Source organism: Methylocella sp. (genome assembly GCA_037200525.1).
Classification (GTDB): domain Bacteria; phylum Pseudomonadota; class Alphaproteobacteria; order Rhizobiales; family Beijerinckiaceae; genus Methylocapsa.
In genome coordinates this window covers 274691-290718 of record JBBCGG010000001.1, presented here as the reverse complement: position 1 = coordinate 290718, position 16028 = coordinate 274691, and the positions used below count along the sequence as shown (strand labels likewise).

General features: G+C 59.2%; 13 protein-coding genes. 5 read left to right on the top strand and 8 right to left on the bottom strand.

The window, feature by feature from the left end:
* Positions 1–17: 17 nt before the first annotated feature.
* Both WDN46_01385 and WDN46_01380 read right to left on the bottom strand, forming a co-directional pair.
* Entirely contained in the window at positions 18–863 is an 846-nt protein-coding gene (locus WDN46_01385; protein ID MEJ0092120.1) for an ATP12 family protein, read from the bottom strand.
* Positions 864–895: 32 nt separating this feature from the next.
* On the bottom strand, positions 896–1543 hold the full coding sequence (locus WDN46_01380) for an HAD-IA family hydrolase (GenBank protein ID MEJ0092119.1): 648 nt from the start codon (positions 1541–1543) through the stop codon (positions 896–898).
* Positions 1544–1878: 335 nt separating this feature from the next.
* Between WDN46_01380 and WDN46_01375 the strand changes: the two genes are divergently transcribed.
* On the top strand, positions 1879–2349 hold the full coding sequence (locus tag WDN46_01375; protein MEJ0092118.1) for a CreA family protein: 471 nt from the start codon (positions 1879–1881) through the stop codon (positions 2347–2349).
* Between the two features lie 1358 nt (positions 2350–3707).
* Positions 3708–4442, top strand: coding sequence for a winged helix-turn-helix domain-containing protein (locus WDN46_01370; GenBank protein MEJ0092117.1), 735 nt, complete (start codon positions 3708–3710; stop codon positions 4440–4442).
* A 10-nt stretch (positions 4443–4452) separates the two neighbouring features.
* Here the strand turns inward: WDN46_01370 and WDN46_01365 are convergent, their stop codons facing one another.
* The gene (locus tag WDN46_01365) at positions 4453–4836 is read right to left on the bottom strand and encodes a DUF427 domain-containing protein (protein MEJ0092116.1); all 384 of its coding nucleotides are present in this window, start codon (positions 4834–4836) and stop codon (positions 4453–4455) included.
* A gap of 479 nt (positions 4837–5315) precedes the next feature.
* On the opposite strand from WDN46_01365, the gene WDN46_01360 reads away from it, so the two are divergent.
* Entirely contained in the window at positions 5316–7061 is a 1746-nt protein-coding gene (locus WDN46_01360; GenBank protein ID MEJ0092115.1) for a hypothetical protein, read from the top strand.
* Positions 7062–7153: 92 nt separating this feature from the next.
* Here WDN46_01360 and WDN46_01355 read toward each other — a convergent pair whose 3' ends face one another.
* Both WDN46_01355 and WDN46_01350 read right to left on the bottom strand, forming a co-directional pair.
* Positions 7154–9508: a TonB-dependent receptor gene (locus WDN46_01355; GenBank protein ID MEJ0092114.1), complete on the bottom strand. Its 2355-nt coding sequence runs from the start codon at positions 9506–9508 to the stop codon at positions 7154–7156.
* 557 nt (positions 9509–10065) lie between these two features.
* A protein-coding gene (locus tag WDN46_01350; GenBank protein ID MEJ0092113.1) for an IS5 family transposase occupies positions 10066–10823 on the bottom strand; the annotation gives its coding sequence in 2 pieces (ribosomal slippage) (positions 10066–10484 and positions 10484–10823; 759 coding nt in all).
* Positions 10824–10879: 56 nt separating this feature from the next.
* Here WDN46_01350 and WDN46_01345 point away from each other — a divergent pair.
* Together WDN46_01345 and WDN46_01340 are read left to right on the top strand one after the other, a co-directional pair.
* Positions 10880–11287, top strand: a complete 408-nt coding sequence (locus tag WDN46_01345) for an SDR family NAD(P)-dependent oxidoreductase (GenBank protein MEJ0092112.1) — start codon at positions 10880–10882, stop codon at positions 11285–11287.
* On the top strand, positions 11170–11616 hold the full coding sequence (locus WDN46_01340; GenBank protein ID MEJ0092111.1) for an SDR family oxidoreductase: 447 nt from the start codon (positions 11170–11172) through the stop codon (positions 11614–11616). Before WDN46_01345 ends, WDN46_01340 begins: the two co-directional genes overlap by 118 nt.
* An 81-nt stretch (positions 11617–11697) precedes the next feature.
* Here WDN46_01340 and WDN46_01335 read toward each other — a convergent pair whose 3' ends face one another.
* The 3 genes from WDN46_01335 to WDN46_01325 all read right to left on the bottom strand — a co-directional run bounded on the left by WDN46_01335 (position 11698) and on the right by WDN46_01325 (position 16025).
* Positions 11698–13236: a hypothetical protein gene (locus WDN46_01335; protein ID MEJ0092110.1), complete on the bottom strand. Its 1539-nt coding sequence runs from the start codon at positions 13234–13236 to the stop codon at positions 11698–11700.
* A 376-nt stretch (positions 13237–13612) separates the two neighbouring features.
* Positions 13613–14836 carry a GTP-binding protein gene (locus WDN46_01330; protein ID MEJ0092109.1) on the bottom strand — a complete coding sequence of 408 codons (1224 nt, stop codon included), beginning with the start codon at positions 14834–14836 and terminating at the stop codon, positions 13613–13615.
* A gap of 202 nt (positions 14837–15038) precedes the next feature.
* On the bottom strand, positions 15039–16025 hold the full coding sequence (locus WDN46_01325) for an asparaginase (protein ID MEJ0092108.1): 987 nt from the start codon (positions 16023–16025) through the stop codon (positions 15039–15041).
* Positions 16026–16028 lie beyond the last annotated feature (3 nt).

Below are 16028 nucleotides of genomic sequence, written 5' to 3'. Positions count from 1 at the left end.
GCCGCAAGACGCTGCGCTCAGGCCTGTTCCGGCTTGGGGCGGACCGACCGAAACAGCCGCGCCGCTGCCTCCATCTCCGTCCAGCGCCGCGCGCGGCGGCGAAGCGCTTCTTCATCGGCCCCCCAGATTTTCATCTGGAAATCTTCGTCGACATGCGCAGCCGCCCAAGCCTCCTCCGGCGTCATTTCTCCATGCGCGATGGCCAGCGCGAGCAAGGCCGAGCCGGTAAGCGTGGTCATGACATGCAGTGCGGCCAGCGCAAACGGCGCCCCTGGCCCATCCTCTGCGACTTGCCTTACCGCCGCGAGCAGGGCGCGACGGGCCGCCTCGGGCTGTTCGACGAAGATCACCCCCTCGGCGCAGAAAAGGCGCGCGCCGAGCTTTTCGCGGGCGAAATCGAGAATGCGGTCCCAGCTTGCCGCCTGCGCCTGCGCCAGACCTTCGGGCGCTTTGGCGCGATAGCAGATCAGATCGGATTCGCCATATTTGGCGATTTCCTCGACCGTTGCGTCCATTTGCTTCGCGACACCGTCGATCGCCGAATTGACGATCCGGGTGAGAGGCATTGAAGCTGGCTCGATCACCTCCGTCTGCCGCGCCCATTCCGCCGCGAGATCCTCCGCCGCAGCCAAGGTTGGCGCAGCCAAGGCGTTTTTGGCGGGAGTTTTCGCAGGGCGTCCATCAAGCAAGAGAGCGAAGGCTCCGTCGCGAGGCTCCGCGCTCGCCTCTTTATAAAAACGCTTGGGCAGAGATTTTTGCAGGTCGCGCCGGGCCATAGCCAAGGGGTCGATCGGCTGAACGCCTTGCCCGGAAAGCTCGCCTGAAGTTGGAGCGAGATCGTCGCGGATGGTTTTGTCCGGCATTGGATGGCCCTTTCCGTCTCGACAGGACAGCCTTACATCTCGATGAGATGCAATAGTTCGGCGAAGTCCGCAACAATCCGCTCCGCGCCGGCCTCCCGCAGTTCGGTTCCGGAATGATAGCCCCACGCGACGCCGATCGGATGCACGCCCGCCGCCCGACCCATCTCCATGTCATAGCTGGTGTCGCCGATCATGTAGGTTGAGTTCGGAGCTGCGCCGGTCTCCGTCAAGGCTGATAGGATCATGTTCGGGGCGGGCTTCGATGGATGGTCGTCGGCAGTCTGCACCGTCGCGAACCAATCGCGCCAACCGGTTCGCTCGAGAAGATGGACGACGCCCCGGCGCGCCTTTCCTGTGGCGATGCCGAGCATCACATCATCATTGGCGGCGAGCGCCGCGATGGCCTCGCGCGCGCCCGGATAGAGCGGCTCCTCGAAGGCGGGGTCGGCGCGCATCGCGCCCCAGGCATCGCGATAGGCTTTCGCTAGACTTTCAATCGGGCCGTGCGCTCCCGCCAGAATAGTAAAGGCCTCGTGGAGCGAGAGTCCGACAATCGAGAGCGCAGCCTCTCGGCTCGGCGGCGCGATCTGATGCGCCGAGAATGCTCGCTTTTGCGCCTCAAGGATGAATTCCTGACTGTCGACCAGCGTCCCGTCCAAATCAAAAATCACTAGTTTCATATTTAGATCAATCGGTTGGAAGAAGAAGAGTCTTCGGCTAAGTTTGGACGGTATATGCGTATGGCACATAGGGCGGACAGCTCCACGGGGCTCCATGGCCTTATCGGAGCCCGTCATTCCAGATGATCGCAGTGCGCCGCGCGGCCTAATCGCTTATCTCAATTGCTGATAAGAAGAATGCTGATCCAATCGCTTGTCAGCCCTCGTCCGAAGCGCCTCCGCGGGCGTTTCACCTCGGATGGAGGATCGGTCATAATGCAGAGCAGCTTCAGAATGGACTAGCCGAGGCCTGCTTTTGCTGCGACGCTCCAAGGCGTCGGAACTGGAGATCGAAAGTGAAACTGTTTTTTATCGCGACGGCATTTGTCCTTGCGGCATCTCCTCTTGCAAGGGCGGATGATTTGGCTTGCATCAGCACGACATTCAATTTGCTGTCGCCTAACGATAAGGTCTGCGTCACCTCTTTTGAAGACCCGAAAGTTTCGGGCGTGACCTGCTATATCTCGCAAGCTCGAACGGGTGGATGGGGTCAGCCTTTCGGCCTCAATGAAGACCCGTCAAATTTCGCCATTTCCTGTCGTCAAACCGGCCCCATTACAGTCGATATCTCAAAACTGACCGACAATGAAGAGGCGTTCAGCGAGAAGACAAGCATCTTTTTCAAGGCGACGCGCATTTATAGGGTCATCGACAAGAAGCACAATACATTGGTTTATTTGGCGAGCAGTTCGAAGATCATCAACGGTTCGCCCGCCAACGCCATCAGCACGGTGCCGATCATCCCGTGGACGGGGCAACAACCGTGAATCGAAAAAGTTATCTTCGCGTCATCGTTTCTCTGGGGCAATAATAGAGCGACCCATTGAGAGCCCGGCGTTGCGGCTGATGCTGGGTTCTAAAGATCATGACCCCTCGGCCGATTGAAGTCTTTTCGATAACCGCTCACACGATGGCATCGGCCGCGCGCAACTCTTAGCTTAGGCTCAGAGCTGATTTTTTCTTTAATCCAACCATCGCTCGCACATCCAGAGGTCCGTTTTCCTGCGTTCGCCTTCAGGGACGCGATTATTGCGGAGCACGAGGATCTCGTCGCGCGCATGACTTACGCTGACCGGTCGCCGCCGCGATCATCGCGGAGCACGAGCACCATTTTGTCGTGCATCGCCAACAGCGGCTTCAATTTTGGAGGCATGATGGCATGGCGCTGTTTCTGGCGGGAGCGTCCTGCCGCGCCGCGACGCAGCAATCAGCCCACGCGCAACCAGCCGCTTAGCTGGAGCGCCATAGTAAAACAGGCTCCATCGCCGCTGTTCGTCAGCCGATGACGATATCAATTAGCGGGCGGTCGTTATATATCAGACTGGGCGTATGTTATGGTGAGTAACAAGGTCTATCAATTCACTTTGCCTAAAGGCTTGGCTTATAGTAAAAATTGCAATAGCTACCGTAATGAAAGCAATTAACGAATAAATCGCGGAGTATCTCTGCATCGTTATGCCCTTTCATTGTGTAGTTAGCTTAGCGGTTAATTTTTTATTGAAGCAAATGCATCAAAACGAGTCAACACAAAAAATTGACCAAATCTCGCCCTTATTTTCCCGCATTTGCGCCAAGCATCTAAACTGCAACGCCTCAGCTATGCTTTGAGAGCCGGCGGACGACGCATCATTCGGCTAATTGCGGTCGACCGTACGTCATCGCATGGCCAATCTGACGAAAAGCTCATCAAGCCTCGACCCGACAAGCTCACATTGAACCCAAACAGAAAATGCGGCGCGATCGCAATGATCGTCGCAACGAAGGAAGCCCGCCATCGGTCCCTCCTTTCATCTCAAAGCCGATCGAACAAGCAAAAGCCGCAACGCGAGTCGCCCGGCTACAATGGGTTAAGCTCATACCGATCATGATGCGACTGCGTTACTGCGCGATTGCGCGACAGCGGGAAACCGTTGCGATTGTAATGCGCCGATGAATCTCCTTGATCACGCGATGAGGTCAGCTCGCCACGCATTCCGCGCGTGAACGAAAACCCGAGCTTCCGCTCAGTGTGATCGGTTACACGAGCTGATTGTCGATCGATGCGATCTCTGTCGCCGGGCAGACGCGATGCTGGCTCATCCACCACGGATGTTGGTCGCGGCGTGTCTGACGAAAGGAGTGAGATATGAACGACGAAATCAACCAGCTGACAAGCATCCTCGTCATCGACGGCGATGTGGCCATGACGCGCACTGTCATCGACTATCTTAAAAAAAATGACATGCGAGTCGTCTCGGCTAGAGGACGTCAGGATATGGTTCGCCATTTCACGGGCAACGAACCCAGCCTGGTGATTCTTGATCTGCGGGTCGGCCAGGAGAACGGGCCAGAATTGCTGCGTGAGATCCGGTCTCGCTCCAACGTCCCTGTGATCATCATCGCTGACCATCGATCCGATGAAGTTGATTGCGTAGTTGGATTAGAGCTCGGCGCCGACGATTATCTCACCATGCCGTTCGGCCTCCGTGAACTCCTTGCGCGAGTCCGGGCTGTGCTGCGGCGGGTGGAAATCGGAAGCCCGCAGCCTCAGCGAAGTCGCGAGAGAGGCCGGTGCCGTTTCAGCGGCTGGCAGCTGGACCGGCGCGCGCGCCGACTGACCGACCCGGATGAAATTCCGGTCTCTTTGACCAAGGGCGAGTATGCCTTGCTGACCGCCTTCCTCGACGCGCCGCAACGGCCGCTCTCCCGCGAGCACCTTCTTCAGGCGACCCGCGTGCATGAGGATGTCTTCGATCGAAGCATCGACGTCCAGGTTCTTCGGCTTCGGCGCAAACTGGAGGTCGATCCAAGCGCGCCGCAGGTCATTCAGACCGAGCGCGGCGTCGGCTACATGTTTGCTCCGATGGTAGAGCGGCTCTGACGAGGAGGCCTCAGGCCGCAGGCCGCTCCTCGAATGCATCGACGCGGTCGGGGTAGAAAGCGAGATGGTCTTTGATCTCGATGACGGCAGGGGATGGGAGTTCATACGTCCATACGGCGTTCGCGGACCGATCGCCTCCGAGGGGGATGCTGTAGTAGGCGCAATCGCCCTTGTAGGGGCAATAGGTGGCCTGATCCGTCCGCTGCAAAAGCGACATGTCGACGTCTTTGCGCGGGATATAATGGACCGCTGGATATGACGCTTCGCGGAGCGTCAGGGCGTCTTTGGTGTCTGCGATGACGCGCCCCGCGACGGATACAAGAATTCGCGCCGGGTTGCGCTGAATGACGATTGGATGATCGGGCCCGGGGACCTTGATCGGCTTGGCTGTCATGGCTTCGCACTCCTTCCTCGACATGCGGCGGCCCGCCGCGGCGCCCAGCTTCTGACCGGGCTCACATTTTTGCAATGGATCTTTTCATGCGGCGCTTTCGATAACGCGCGCGCAGCGCCGCAGGATTCACGAGGTCGCTGCGCCGCCATCGGCGAAAATGGTTTGACCTGTAGGGAAGGCCGTTTTTTCACATGAGAAAAGCGCAATGGTCTCGCAGCTGCGGGTGACTGCATTGACGCGCGGCAGGCTCAACAGGCTTAAGCCAAACGTGATAAAAAAGTCACGTCAGGACCTAATCAGTCGCCAGTTGCCGCAGCATCATGACAACAGGGTGACTTCGAACAAATTTTCGCAGAGGAAGTAAGGTCACTGCGATGGGGAAATGCCTGTCGATCCGAAGATACGCTCCGTCTTAATCAAAAGGCGCTCACGGATCGGCGAGACCAGCAAAAAAAGCTGGACGATTCAGGAGGGAGAGAATGAGAGCTAAGTTTCTTATCGGAACGGCGACGGCAGTTTTTGCTCTTGCGCTGGCGCCGCATGCAGGCTTTGCCGCTGCGACGATGGATGACGTCATGAAGCGTCTCGATGCGATGGAAAAGCGCGACGCGGAGATCGAGAAGAATAACGCGCGCCTTGCAAAAGAGAATGCCGAGCTTCGCGAAAGAATGAAACATATCGGCCGCAAAGAGGTCGTCATTAGAGAAGTTGCTCCTGTCGCGGGTCAGCGCAACGCCGCCGCGCAGCCAATGCCGCAAGCAGGCGGATTGCCATATGGCGGAGCCGCAGCGCCATCGCTGCCTGGCGTTGGAATTGCGCCGCTTGCCGGAGGAGCCCCGCTCACAGGCGCTACTGCGATACAGTCAGAAATTCGAGGGCTGCCCGTTGCTGGCGCTCCCAGTCTCTATATTAACGGCGTCAGCATCACGCCCGGCGGCTTCATCGAGCTCACGGGCTTGTACCGCAGCCATTTCATCGGCGCCGACATCGGCACGCCGTTTCAAAACATTCCTTTCGGAAACGTCCGTTCGGGCTACGCCAACGAGTTCCGGTTCACCGCGCGTCAGAGCCGTCCCTCGCTTCTCGTGAAAGGCGACGTCAATCCTACAACGCATATATCCGGCTTCCTCGATCTTGACTTCGAAGGCGCTGCTCAAACCGCCAATTTAAACGAGAGCAATTCCTTTACCCCACGCATTCGAAACCTTTACGCCGCGATTGATCAAGATGATTTCGGCGCTCATCTCCTCGCCGGTCAGACTTGGTCCCTCGCCACGATGAACAGCCAAGGCATCATGCCCCGCCAAGAGAATATTCCTCTGCAGATCGACGCGCAGTACGTCCCCGGTTTTGTCTGGACGCGCAATCCGCAGATCCGCGTCGTCAAGGATTTCGACCAGACGTTGTGGTTCGCTTTATCGGCTGAAAACCCAGCGACGACCTTCGGCGGCTTCACCACGGCTGGCACAACGCCGGCGACGCTTCCGGACTCGTTGGTCAACACCGTCGTTCCGGTTGGCGGGTCTCTGTTCAATTCTGGAAATGCGATCTCTCTCAATCATGTGCCGGACATCATCGGCAAGGTCGCCTGGGACCCGTCGTTCGAGGATCGCCATATCCACATGGAGGCCTTCGGCCTGATGCGCGATTTCTATAGTCAAGTTAATGGCCAGAATCAGGATGTCTTCGGCGGCGGCGTCGGCGGCTCCATACTGGTGCCGATCATTCCGAAAACTCTTGAGTTTCAGTTCTCGGGCCTGACTGGCCGCGGCATCGGACGCTATGGCGCGGGACAACTCTCCGACGTCACTTTCAACTGGAATGGCACCATCGCGCCGCTCAAAGAAACCATGCTCCTCACCGGCCTAGTCTATCACGCTTCGCCAGAGCTCGACATCTACGGATATGCCGGGCAAGAAGACGAACAGGCAAGCTTCTCCGATACGACGACGGGGAGGACCGTCAACGCCTTCGGCTATGGCAATCCGCTTTTCTCGAATGCGGGATGCACGACCCCAGGCTCCACGGTTTGCAACGGAAACGTCCATTTGATCCGGCAGCTCACCGCCGGCTTCTGGGATAAGATCTACCAGGGACCATTCGGATCGTTCCGGACCGGTCTGCAATATTCCTTCACCGAGAAATATGGCTTCAATGGCATCGGCGGAGCGCCGAAGGCCACGGAAAACATCGTCATGGGCAGCCTCCGCTTCTATCCGTTCTAGGCGGGACTGCTCATGCTCGCCTCGCTCGCCAAACGCAGGCGGACGAAGAAGTAGGCGGGAGCCTACTCCGAATCTGCAGTTCGCAGTCCGCGTCAGAATGTGACGCGGACGCCTCCGAAGAAAGTGCGCGGATTGCCCGCGAATATCGAGCCCGTGTGGGCCGCGAGGGTGGCGGCATTGCCAACCTGTCCATTTGCGCCGAGCGTATCGGTGATGTTGGAGGCCGATCCCACATAGGTTGTGTTGGACACATTCTGCACTTCGAAATAGATGTGCATGCCATGCGCCAGACCAAGGTTCGCAGGCGGGTCGTAATGCAGCCCGAGATTGACGATGGCGTACCCTGGCGCCTGGAGCTCGTTGGCGTTGTCGAGGTTGAAGGAGCTGCGGTAGACCAGCTCGGCGAAACCGCCAACGCCCTGCAGGGGGCCATGATCCTGGTCATAAAGCACGCGCGCATCGAGGAAGTGCGGCACGACCCCAGGGATGGTCTTGCCATCCCGGTTGAAGCTGGCGGACGCAGTTGGACTCGACAGCGTATCGGTGAAATTGGTGTAAATCTGATTGTCGTAGAGATAAGACAATTGGATGCGCGCGCCCGGCAGGGTCTCCATAAGAGGATGCCAGCTTGCCGCAAGCTCAACGCCGCGATGCTCCGACGCGGGAGCGTTGAACGTGAAGTTCTGCAGTCCGGCGCCGGCGCTCTCCGTCACTTGCTCGTTGCGGTAGAATTCATAGAAACCCGTCGCCTGAAGATGCAGCGCCGGCGTGTGCTCCCATGCGGCGCCAAGATCGATGCCGATATTGGTCTGCGTCTTCAACTGCGTGTTGTTGCCGAATGTGCCTTGAGAGGTGACGAACAGACTTTGCGGTTGCGGCGTGCCGTAACCAGTGCCAAGCCGGGTGTGCAGCGTCCAGTCCGAGGTCGGCGTGTAGATCAGCGCAGCCTCGGGCGCCAGATTGAAGAAGGTGCGATTGGCCGGAATGATGCCGCTCACCACGTCGCCCGGTTGCGTCGGGTCGAAATTGGTTTCCGTCGCGCCGATGTTCGAATACTCGCCGCCGAGCCCGGTCACGAACCGCCAATTCTGCGCGAACTGCAAATCCTCTTGGAAGCGCAGACTCGCATTCGCTTGATGGCCGTAGATGGTTTGGGACAGCGGACCCAGCGAGTTTCCTCCTTCCGGGTTCAGATTGTGGAAATGATCGCCAAAATCGAGGAAAGCGAAGCCGCCGCCTATGTAGGTGGTGAGGGGCATGTTTAAGATCGAGCCCTTGTGCGTTACGTCCGAGCGGATATCGAATGAATCGAACTTCCCTTCTTCCGCGATGGCCGTGTTCGGCTGATCGATATCGAGTTGGTCGTAGCTGAATTGCGAGGTCCACAGCGTGCTGCCGTCGATGTCGTGCTCCCAACGCACGCCGCCCAAAGTCCGTCTGTCGTCGCGCTGCAGGCCTGCCTGCTCGGGGCTGATATTGACTGTGGCCCCGGCGGCGCCGTTGCGGAACACGGAGACGCTGCCGCAGCCCGCGCTCTGCAGCGCCGCGCAGCCGCTTTGATAGGGGTTGATGTTGAACTGATTGAGCGACAGACGCACCGACTGGTCGGTGAAGGTATTGTTGTTGATGAATTTGAATATCAGGCGGTCGGTTGGCGTGACGTCGACGCGAATGCGAGCGTTCTGCGTCGGCGTGTCGTAATCGGTGTGCGCTGTGGCGGTGGAGCCGCGCACATTGCTGCCGAAGAACATGAAATCGTAGTTCTGTCCCGCAAAACCTATCGTCGCGTAATTGTTGATCGTGCCAAAGCTGCCGAAATCGCTGCCGAGCTCGACGCCGTTTATGTCGGCCCCATTCCGCGTGTGCAGGAACAGGGCTCCGCCGATCGCGAAATTGCCATATAGCGTGGAGGCCGGACCCTGGAACGCGTCAATGCTGCGATAGGCGTGCGGGTCGATCAGGTCGGTGCGGCCGCGGCCATCGGGCTGGATCAACGGAAATCCGTCCTCCAGCATCTGAATGTTGCGGATTCCGAAGGCCTGGTGATCGTTGGAGCCGCGAACCGATATCGAAATATCGCGCGGTCCGTTGCCGCCCTGGAAGGTGACGCCGGGCGTCTGGTCCAGCATGTCGCGCACGGTGAGCGCGGGCTTGTCGCGATAGCTGTCGCTCGATTGCGTATAGGTAGTCTCTCCTGCCGGCTGATCGAGGGCTGGCGTTGGAGTTGTCGGCGCGGGGGGCGCGGCAGGCGCCGCCGGGGCGTCGACTTCAAGGGTCGGCAGGACGATGGAGCCATCGGGCGAAACACCTTGCGCGGCGGCAGGCGATTGCCAAAAGGCCGCGCCGAGTAGAAGCCCGAGAATCGACGCACTCGGCAGGCCGAGGCCGCCCCGACTCGGATCCCGCGATGCGCCATTGCTGGTGCGGTTTGATTGTAACCGACGCACGCCCACCGGGCGAGATCGCAGCGGAGAGAGAAGTTGCATAGATCGGGGCATGAATAGGGCCTCAAAATGCGACAAAGCGGCCGGATTGCGGCCGATCGGACAAGACAGCAGTAATTGGAGTTTCCGTCCCATGAGCGACTGGCAGGACTTAAGTCCAGTTCCAATTCATCATGGGCTCGACTTACATCGCCGGCGACGATCGTGCAAACGTGTATGATTTATATTTATTCTAAACTTTGAATATTTCATATTTAGAATGATTCAATTAAATCAGCTAGAGCGCCACAAATCCAATCGCTGAACGCTTTTGCTCCCAAACTTCAAGGCGCGGCGAGCAAAAATGACGACTTCGCCATTGCGCGATTACGTCGCAGGTAAATTTCTTTACAATTGTAACATTCAGGGCGGCTTGCTCCAGACGCACTGTAAAGCCGTAGCCGCTCAATGAGTCGTCATCCGTTCTCTGCGGCTCTTTCCGAACTCGCCAACATTGCTATAGCAAGGCTGCATCATTTGACGCAGACACATCGGATCTGCCGGGAGATTAGGGTCCAGACTCACAACCAGTAGCAAACGGTAGCGGCGATGCAGACTGTGGCGAGGAAGTTTATGGCGTTTCGGTCGTAGCGGGTAGCCACGCGCCTGAAGTCTTTCAGGCGGCAGAACATGCGTTCGATGGCGTTGCGGTTTCGATAGAGGAAGGGCGAGAAGCAGTTCTTCCACCTGCGATTGGCCTTGGGCGGGATATTCGGCATAGCTCCGCGCTCCTCGACCTGCCGACGGATCGCATTTGCGTCGTAGCCCTTGTCGCCATGGAGGATTTCGCAAGGAGGAAGTCGCGCGATAAGCTCCGCGCCCGCCGAGCAATCGGCGATTTGGCCGCCGGTGAGCATGAAAGACAGCGGGCGGCAGTCCGCATCGGTCAATGCGTGGATTTTGGTTGTGCGCCCGCCGCGCGAACGGCCGATGGCCTGATTCTTCTCCCCCCTTTGCCGCCACTGGCCGAGCGATGCGCCTTGACCGCCGAGGAGTCGATGAGGACCTGCGCCGGCGGCCCGCCTGCTTGCGCAAGCGCGTGGAACAGATCGATCCAAACGCCCTTAGCAGCCCAGCGAACGTAGCGATTGTAGAGAGTCTTCTTTGGCCCGTACTCCAGCGGCGCGTCAATCCAGCGTCCGCCAGATTTCAGCACATGAATGATCCCGCTGACCACCCGGCGATCATCGACGCCCGCCTTGCCGCGCGTGTCCGTGGGAAGATGCGGCGCGATCTTCGCGAACTGCGCGTCCGTCAGCCAGAATTGATCCCGATTCATAGTCGCTTCCTTTCGGAAGCTGTGAATCACAATCCGCCTGTCACGCCAACCATTTTATGGGTCTGGGCCCTAGTATGACTTTAAAAGGTAAGCGGATCGTGATCCTTGGGGGCACGTCCGGCCTCGGTTTCGCGACGGCGGAAGCAGCGGCGCGCGAAGGCGCCAGCGTGGTTATCGCATTGGGCAAGAAGGAACGCGTCTCACGCGCTCTGAGCGCGCTGCCGAAAGGCTCGGACGGCCACGTGGTGGATGTCACGAATGAAGATCAGGTGAGCGGCTTCTTTGATCGCGTCGGCGATTTTGACCACCTCGTGTATACCGCCGGCGATCCATTGCTGCTCGGCGAATTCTCAACAACAAGCATCGCCGATGCGCGCCGCGCGTTCGACGTGCGTTTCTGGGGGGCGCTGACGGCTGCGATTATGGCGCGCCCCATATCCGGACGGGAGGTTCGATCGTACTGACGACCGGCATCGCCGGGCAACGGCCGCCCAAAGGCTGGGTGGTCCCTTCGAGCATCCTTGGCGCGATGGAGGCATTGACTCGCGCGCTAGCGATGGAGCTGGCTCCCATCCGCGTCAACATCATTTCGCCCGGCGTGGTGAAAACCGAAATGTGGGATCAGTTGCCGGAGGACGCCCGGGAGGCCTTGTACCGCGACGTGGGCGCCAAATTGCTTGTTGGCCGCGTCGGAGAGGCCTCGGAGATCGCGGAGACCTATCTTTACCTGATGCGGCAGAACTTCAGCACCGGCCAGGTTATCGTCGTCGATGGAGGCGGGCTGCTGGTCTGACCCAAGGGCTGAGACGCGAACCCGACCGGCGCCAAGGCCGGTCGGGACGTAAACATAGCGGTTTTCGCTTGGCCCGAGCCTCTAATTGTTGGACTGCATGGGTCCGCCGTCCGGTCCAGGCGAGCCGAAAGTGAGGATATCGCCAATCGACTTTCTCTGCGCTTTCGACCATTCGGCGAGCTGCTCGCAGATCGCGGGCTTCGACGCGCTCGCCTCGTCAGACTTGTTGGCGCAACGAAGAGAAACGAAGTTCTGAAGGCTCATCGAAAGCTGTAGCGAAAAGTCCGATGAATAGAGCTGTTCATCGCTAAACACTGCTCCCGAAGCGATGTTGCCGTAATACATCATCCGCAGGCTTTGTTCGCTTCCAGGCTGCCTGCCGGCATCGAGCTTCAGGAGCGCGCCATTGGCGGAAAACTCCGGCAGGATCGGCACGGATGGAAAACCGGCGGTCTGATGGCACCCCATGCAGGACGCTTTCGCGTTGTCGACGGGCCCGGCAAGACGCCCTCCATAGCCAAGATGATCGAAATTGAGCGGCGGCGTCGCAAGGTCTTTGACCGCCTGTTCGTTGATCCATTGTTCAGTCAGCTTTTCCCGGTCGCAAGGCCCATCGGGACCGGAGCAGGTTTCCGCAAAAGCGACCTTAGGATTATTTCCCCATTGAATGCCAAGCGGAGTCATCCGCTCCCAAGGCGTATCTCCCTTCGCGTTTCCATCATAACCGAAGGTCCCGAGAAGCCATCCTGTGATGCTGCGGTCGTCGCGCACCGAGACATCGATTTGAATCAGGCGAACCGTCCCTATGGCGCGTTCGAAGCGAGAGATCGGGCCCTTGTTCCGCCAGCTCGGATCGTCATTCACAAAGACATCCGCCTTCCACTCAAGCGCATTTTTCGCGATCGGCAACTCCTTTTCGGTCACTGTCGAAAAGAGGAGTTTGATGACGAATGAGCCGTTCGGGAAGTTGTTGAGGCCCGTCGGGTCGGGGTTCAGCGCTCCCGGCTTCGGATTGTCGGGATTGCAATACACCTGTCCTATGCCGAAGGCCGCGCGATCGTTGAGATAGCCGCCTGACCAAGTGTCGACGAAGTCGTGCTGAAGAGTGCTGAGCGTCTTGCCGGAAGAATCGAACTCATGAGTGAGGCCGTGGACGAATTCGCGGCCATCCGTTCCTGGCCAGTCTGAAGCAACCTCCGTGTTCCAGTCCATCCATGGCGTCCCGTACCATTTCCGCACTTTGTTGTCCTCGACGTAGAAGTCGACCGCGACATTGCCCTCCAACCCATAATCGAGAAGGGCCTGAAGATACGCCCTTGGATCGGCGGGGCCGCCATTCTTGAAATCGATTTTGAGCCATGGATAATCTTCCATTGGCGGCAACTCATTTGGATAGTCCTGGCTGAGTTTGAACACGCGTCCGGCATAGCCTGGCCCCGGATCGCCGCCTTGCCCTTGCCGATAATAATCCTTGAACGCGCCGCGGACGCAGCTCTTATTCGCCAGCTGGTTGCGAACCACGTCGTCGTTTGCGCGCGCGGCTCCAGATCCAAGAAGGAGGCTGGCCCCCAGGCAGGAAAGCGCCAGAGCGGCGAGAGACATGCGGATTCGGCTTGGCATAGTGAAACCTCCCCGGCCATTCAGTCGAGCGCTGAACGGGCTAACCGGCGAGTCGCAACGTACGACGCCTTGCCGAAAGAGTCGAAGGGTTCAAGCGGAAATATGCGCGAAGGCGAGCGGCTCACGCAGCCGCTCTGGATGCGGGAGATAAAGCGCTGGCGCTGACCGATTCTGGCGCCCTCGCATAGGCGACCGGGCGTCAGCCCAGTCTGCGGCGCAGGAGATGGCTTCGCGCAAACGCTGCTTCTCCTAATTGAAGCTGACCTCGACAACAGTCGAGACCAACTTCGTCAGCATAAAAGCGCAGGCTTGCGCGAAAGTCTCCAACAGCTTTTTACATGGTGAATTGCAAGCCTACGAAATGTCGCGAAAGCAATCACTCGGCCGCTTGTCCCCAAACCGGAAAAGGATCGTCCAGCCACGCATGGGATTTGGCGAGGCCCGTGGTTACGCTGCCATGAAGGCAGTCATCAAGAGCGGATTGAATCGCCGCTTGGTCCATCTCAGCTCCGCCAATGAAGACGAGCTCCTGACGCCGATCGCCCCATGTTGGCGTCCAGTTCTGGCGCATGCGCGCGACGGAATCCTCGTCGGTCGGCCAACGCTCCTTCGGCGCCGCCGCCCACCAGCGACCGAGGCCTTCGGTCCTGACGATTCTTCCAGCGATCGAAAGCTCTGCGAGCCATGCCGGCCGCGTGGCGATCCAGAAATGCCCTTTGGCGCGGAATACGCCCTTAAATCCGGCATTCAGCAAGGCGTGCAGCTTTGCCGGGTGGAACGGCCGGCGCGCGCGGTAGACGAACGAGCGGACCCCATATTCCTCCGTCTCCGGCGTGTGATTGGCGAAGTCGTAAAGCTCCTTGTGCCAGAGCGGATGCGACTGCGCTCGCTCTTCACTGTAAAGGCCCGTATTCAGTATGGCGTCGAGAGGCGCCTTGCCAAACGCGGTTTCGACGATCTTCGCATCGGCGTTGAGACCGCGCACGACCCGTCGCACCTCTTCGAGCTGATCTGGAGCGACCTCTGCCGCCTTATTGATGACCACGATATCTGCGAACTCAATTTGCTCCACGAGAAGGTCAGCGAGCGTGCGACCATCATTATCTCCGGCCGTCTCGCCCCGATCGCGCAGGAGATCGTGGGAGCTGTAGTCTTTTAGGAGGTTGATGGCGTCGACGACGGTGACCAGGGCGTCTAGCCGCGCGATGTCGCTCAATGATTGGCCTTCTTCATCGCGAAAGTCGAAGGTGGCCGCCACCGGCAGCGGTTCCGAAACGCCCGTGCTCTCGATCAGAAGGTAGTCGAACCGGCCCTCATCCGCGAGGCGGCGGACCTCAAGGAGAAGATCGTCCCGCAAGGTGCAGCAAATGCAGCCATTGCTCATCTCCACCAGTTTTTCGTCGGTGCGGGAGAGGTCGGCGCCGCCTTCGCGAAGGAGGTCCGCGTCGATATTGACCTCCGACATATCGTTCACGATGACCGCGACTTTCCGGCCTTCGCGATTGTTGAGGACGTGATTGAGAAGCGTCGTCTTGCCCGCTCCAAGGAAGCCTGAAATCACTGTGACCGGAAGGCGGGGGTTCTGCGAACTGGATGTCATCAATGACTCGCTATGAACGTTATATCATAACGTAACTTTTACATGATCGACCGTAGCTTGCAATCGTTCTATCCGGGCTGTTTCGAGCGTGAGCGAAGGCTGGCGATCGCCGCTCTTGACCCCTGGTCTCGTGGGCATCTTTGAGCGGCCGCCTCTGCGTTTTGAGGATTACGTTTGGCCGACCTTGCCCAAAGCCGAGGGTTTAGAAGCGATCAAACATGGCGCGGATCTGCGCGAGATCGGCGCCATCCGACAGCAGCAGCAGCACCGCGATCCGCGCCTTGCGGGGATCGAGCATTTGCGCCGGGATAAGACCGCGCGCGATCAAATCGATCTCGCCGCCGGGAAAGCCATAGGAGGCGCGAAGCGTTTCGCCGGCGCCTGTGCGAGTTGCGAAAACAACCGGCATCCGCGCCGCAAGTTTCTCGAGGACTGGAACCGCTTCGGCTGCGACATGCCCGGCCCCAGGAAGGCTCAACACCAGGCCATCAACGCCGCCCGCCGCCAAAGCGGCGATTGTCTGCGGCTCCAGGCCTGGGCCCGCCTCGATGATCGGGACGACCGCCGCGCGTCCGCCGTAACGCAACTGCGGCGGACGCGCGGCGAGCGCCAACGCAAAACGGACGCGATCTTCCGCGACATAGCCGATCGGCCCGAACGGGAGAGACGAGAACGCATGAATGCGGAAGCTATGCGTCTTTCTAACCAGCGCGCCCGCATGGATTTCATCATCGATCACGACAAGCGGGCCCTTGCCGCGCGCCGATTCCGAGGCGGCGACCCGCGCGGCGGCCAAAACATTGGCCGGACCATCAGCGCCCGGTTGATCCGGCCGGCGCATGGCGGCCGTCAAGACGATCGGAGCGTCGGTTTGGGTCAGCACGGATAGCGCGAAGGCGGTTTCCTCGAGCGTATCCGTTCCATGCGTGATGACCACTCCATCAAAGGATAGCGCGGCCTCAACTGCGGCCTTGGCGATCAAGGCGATGTCGGCGAGCGTGAAGCCAGCGCTCGGCTTCGCTAACACGTCGCGCGCTTCGATGTCGGCGAGGTCTTTGAGCTGCGGGACGGCGCCGACAAGATCCCCAGCGCCAAAGCGAAGCACAGCGCCATCCGAGGATGACGCGGCCATCGCTATGGTGCCGCCTGTCGACAAAAAGATCAGGCGAGGGCGCCGCGAAGATGTCATCGA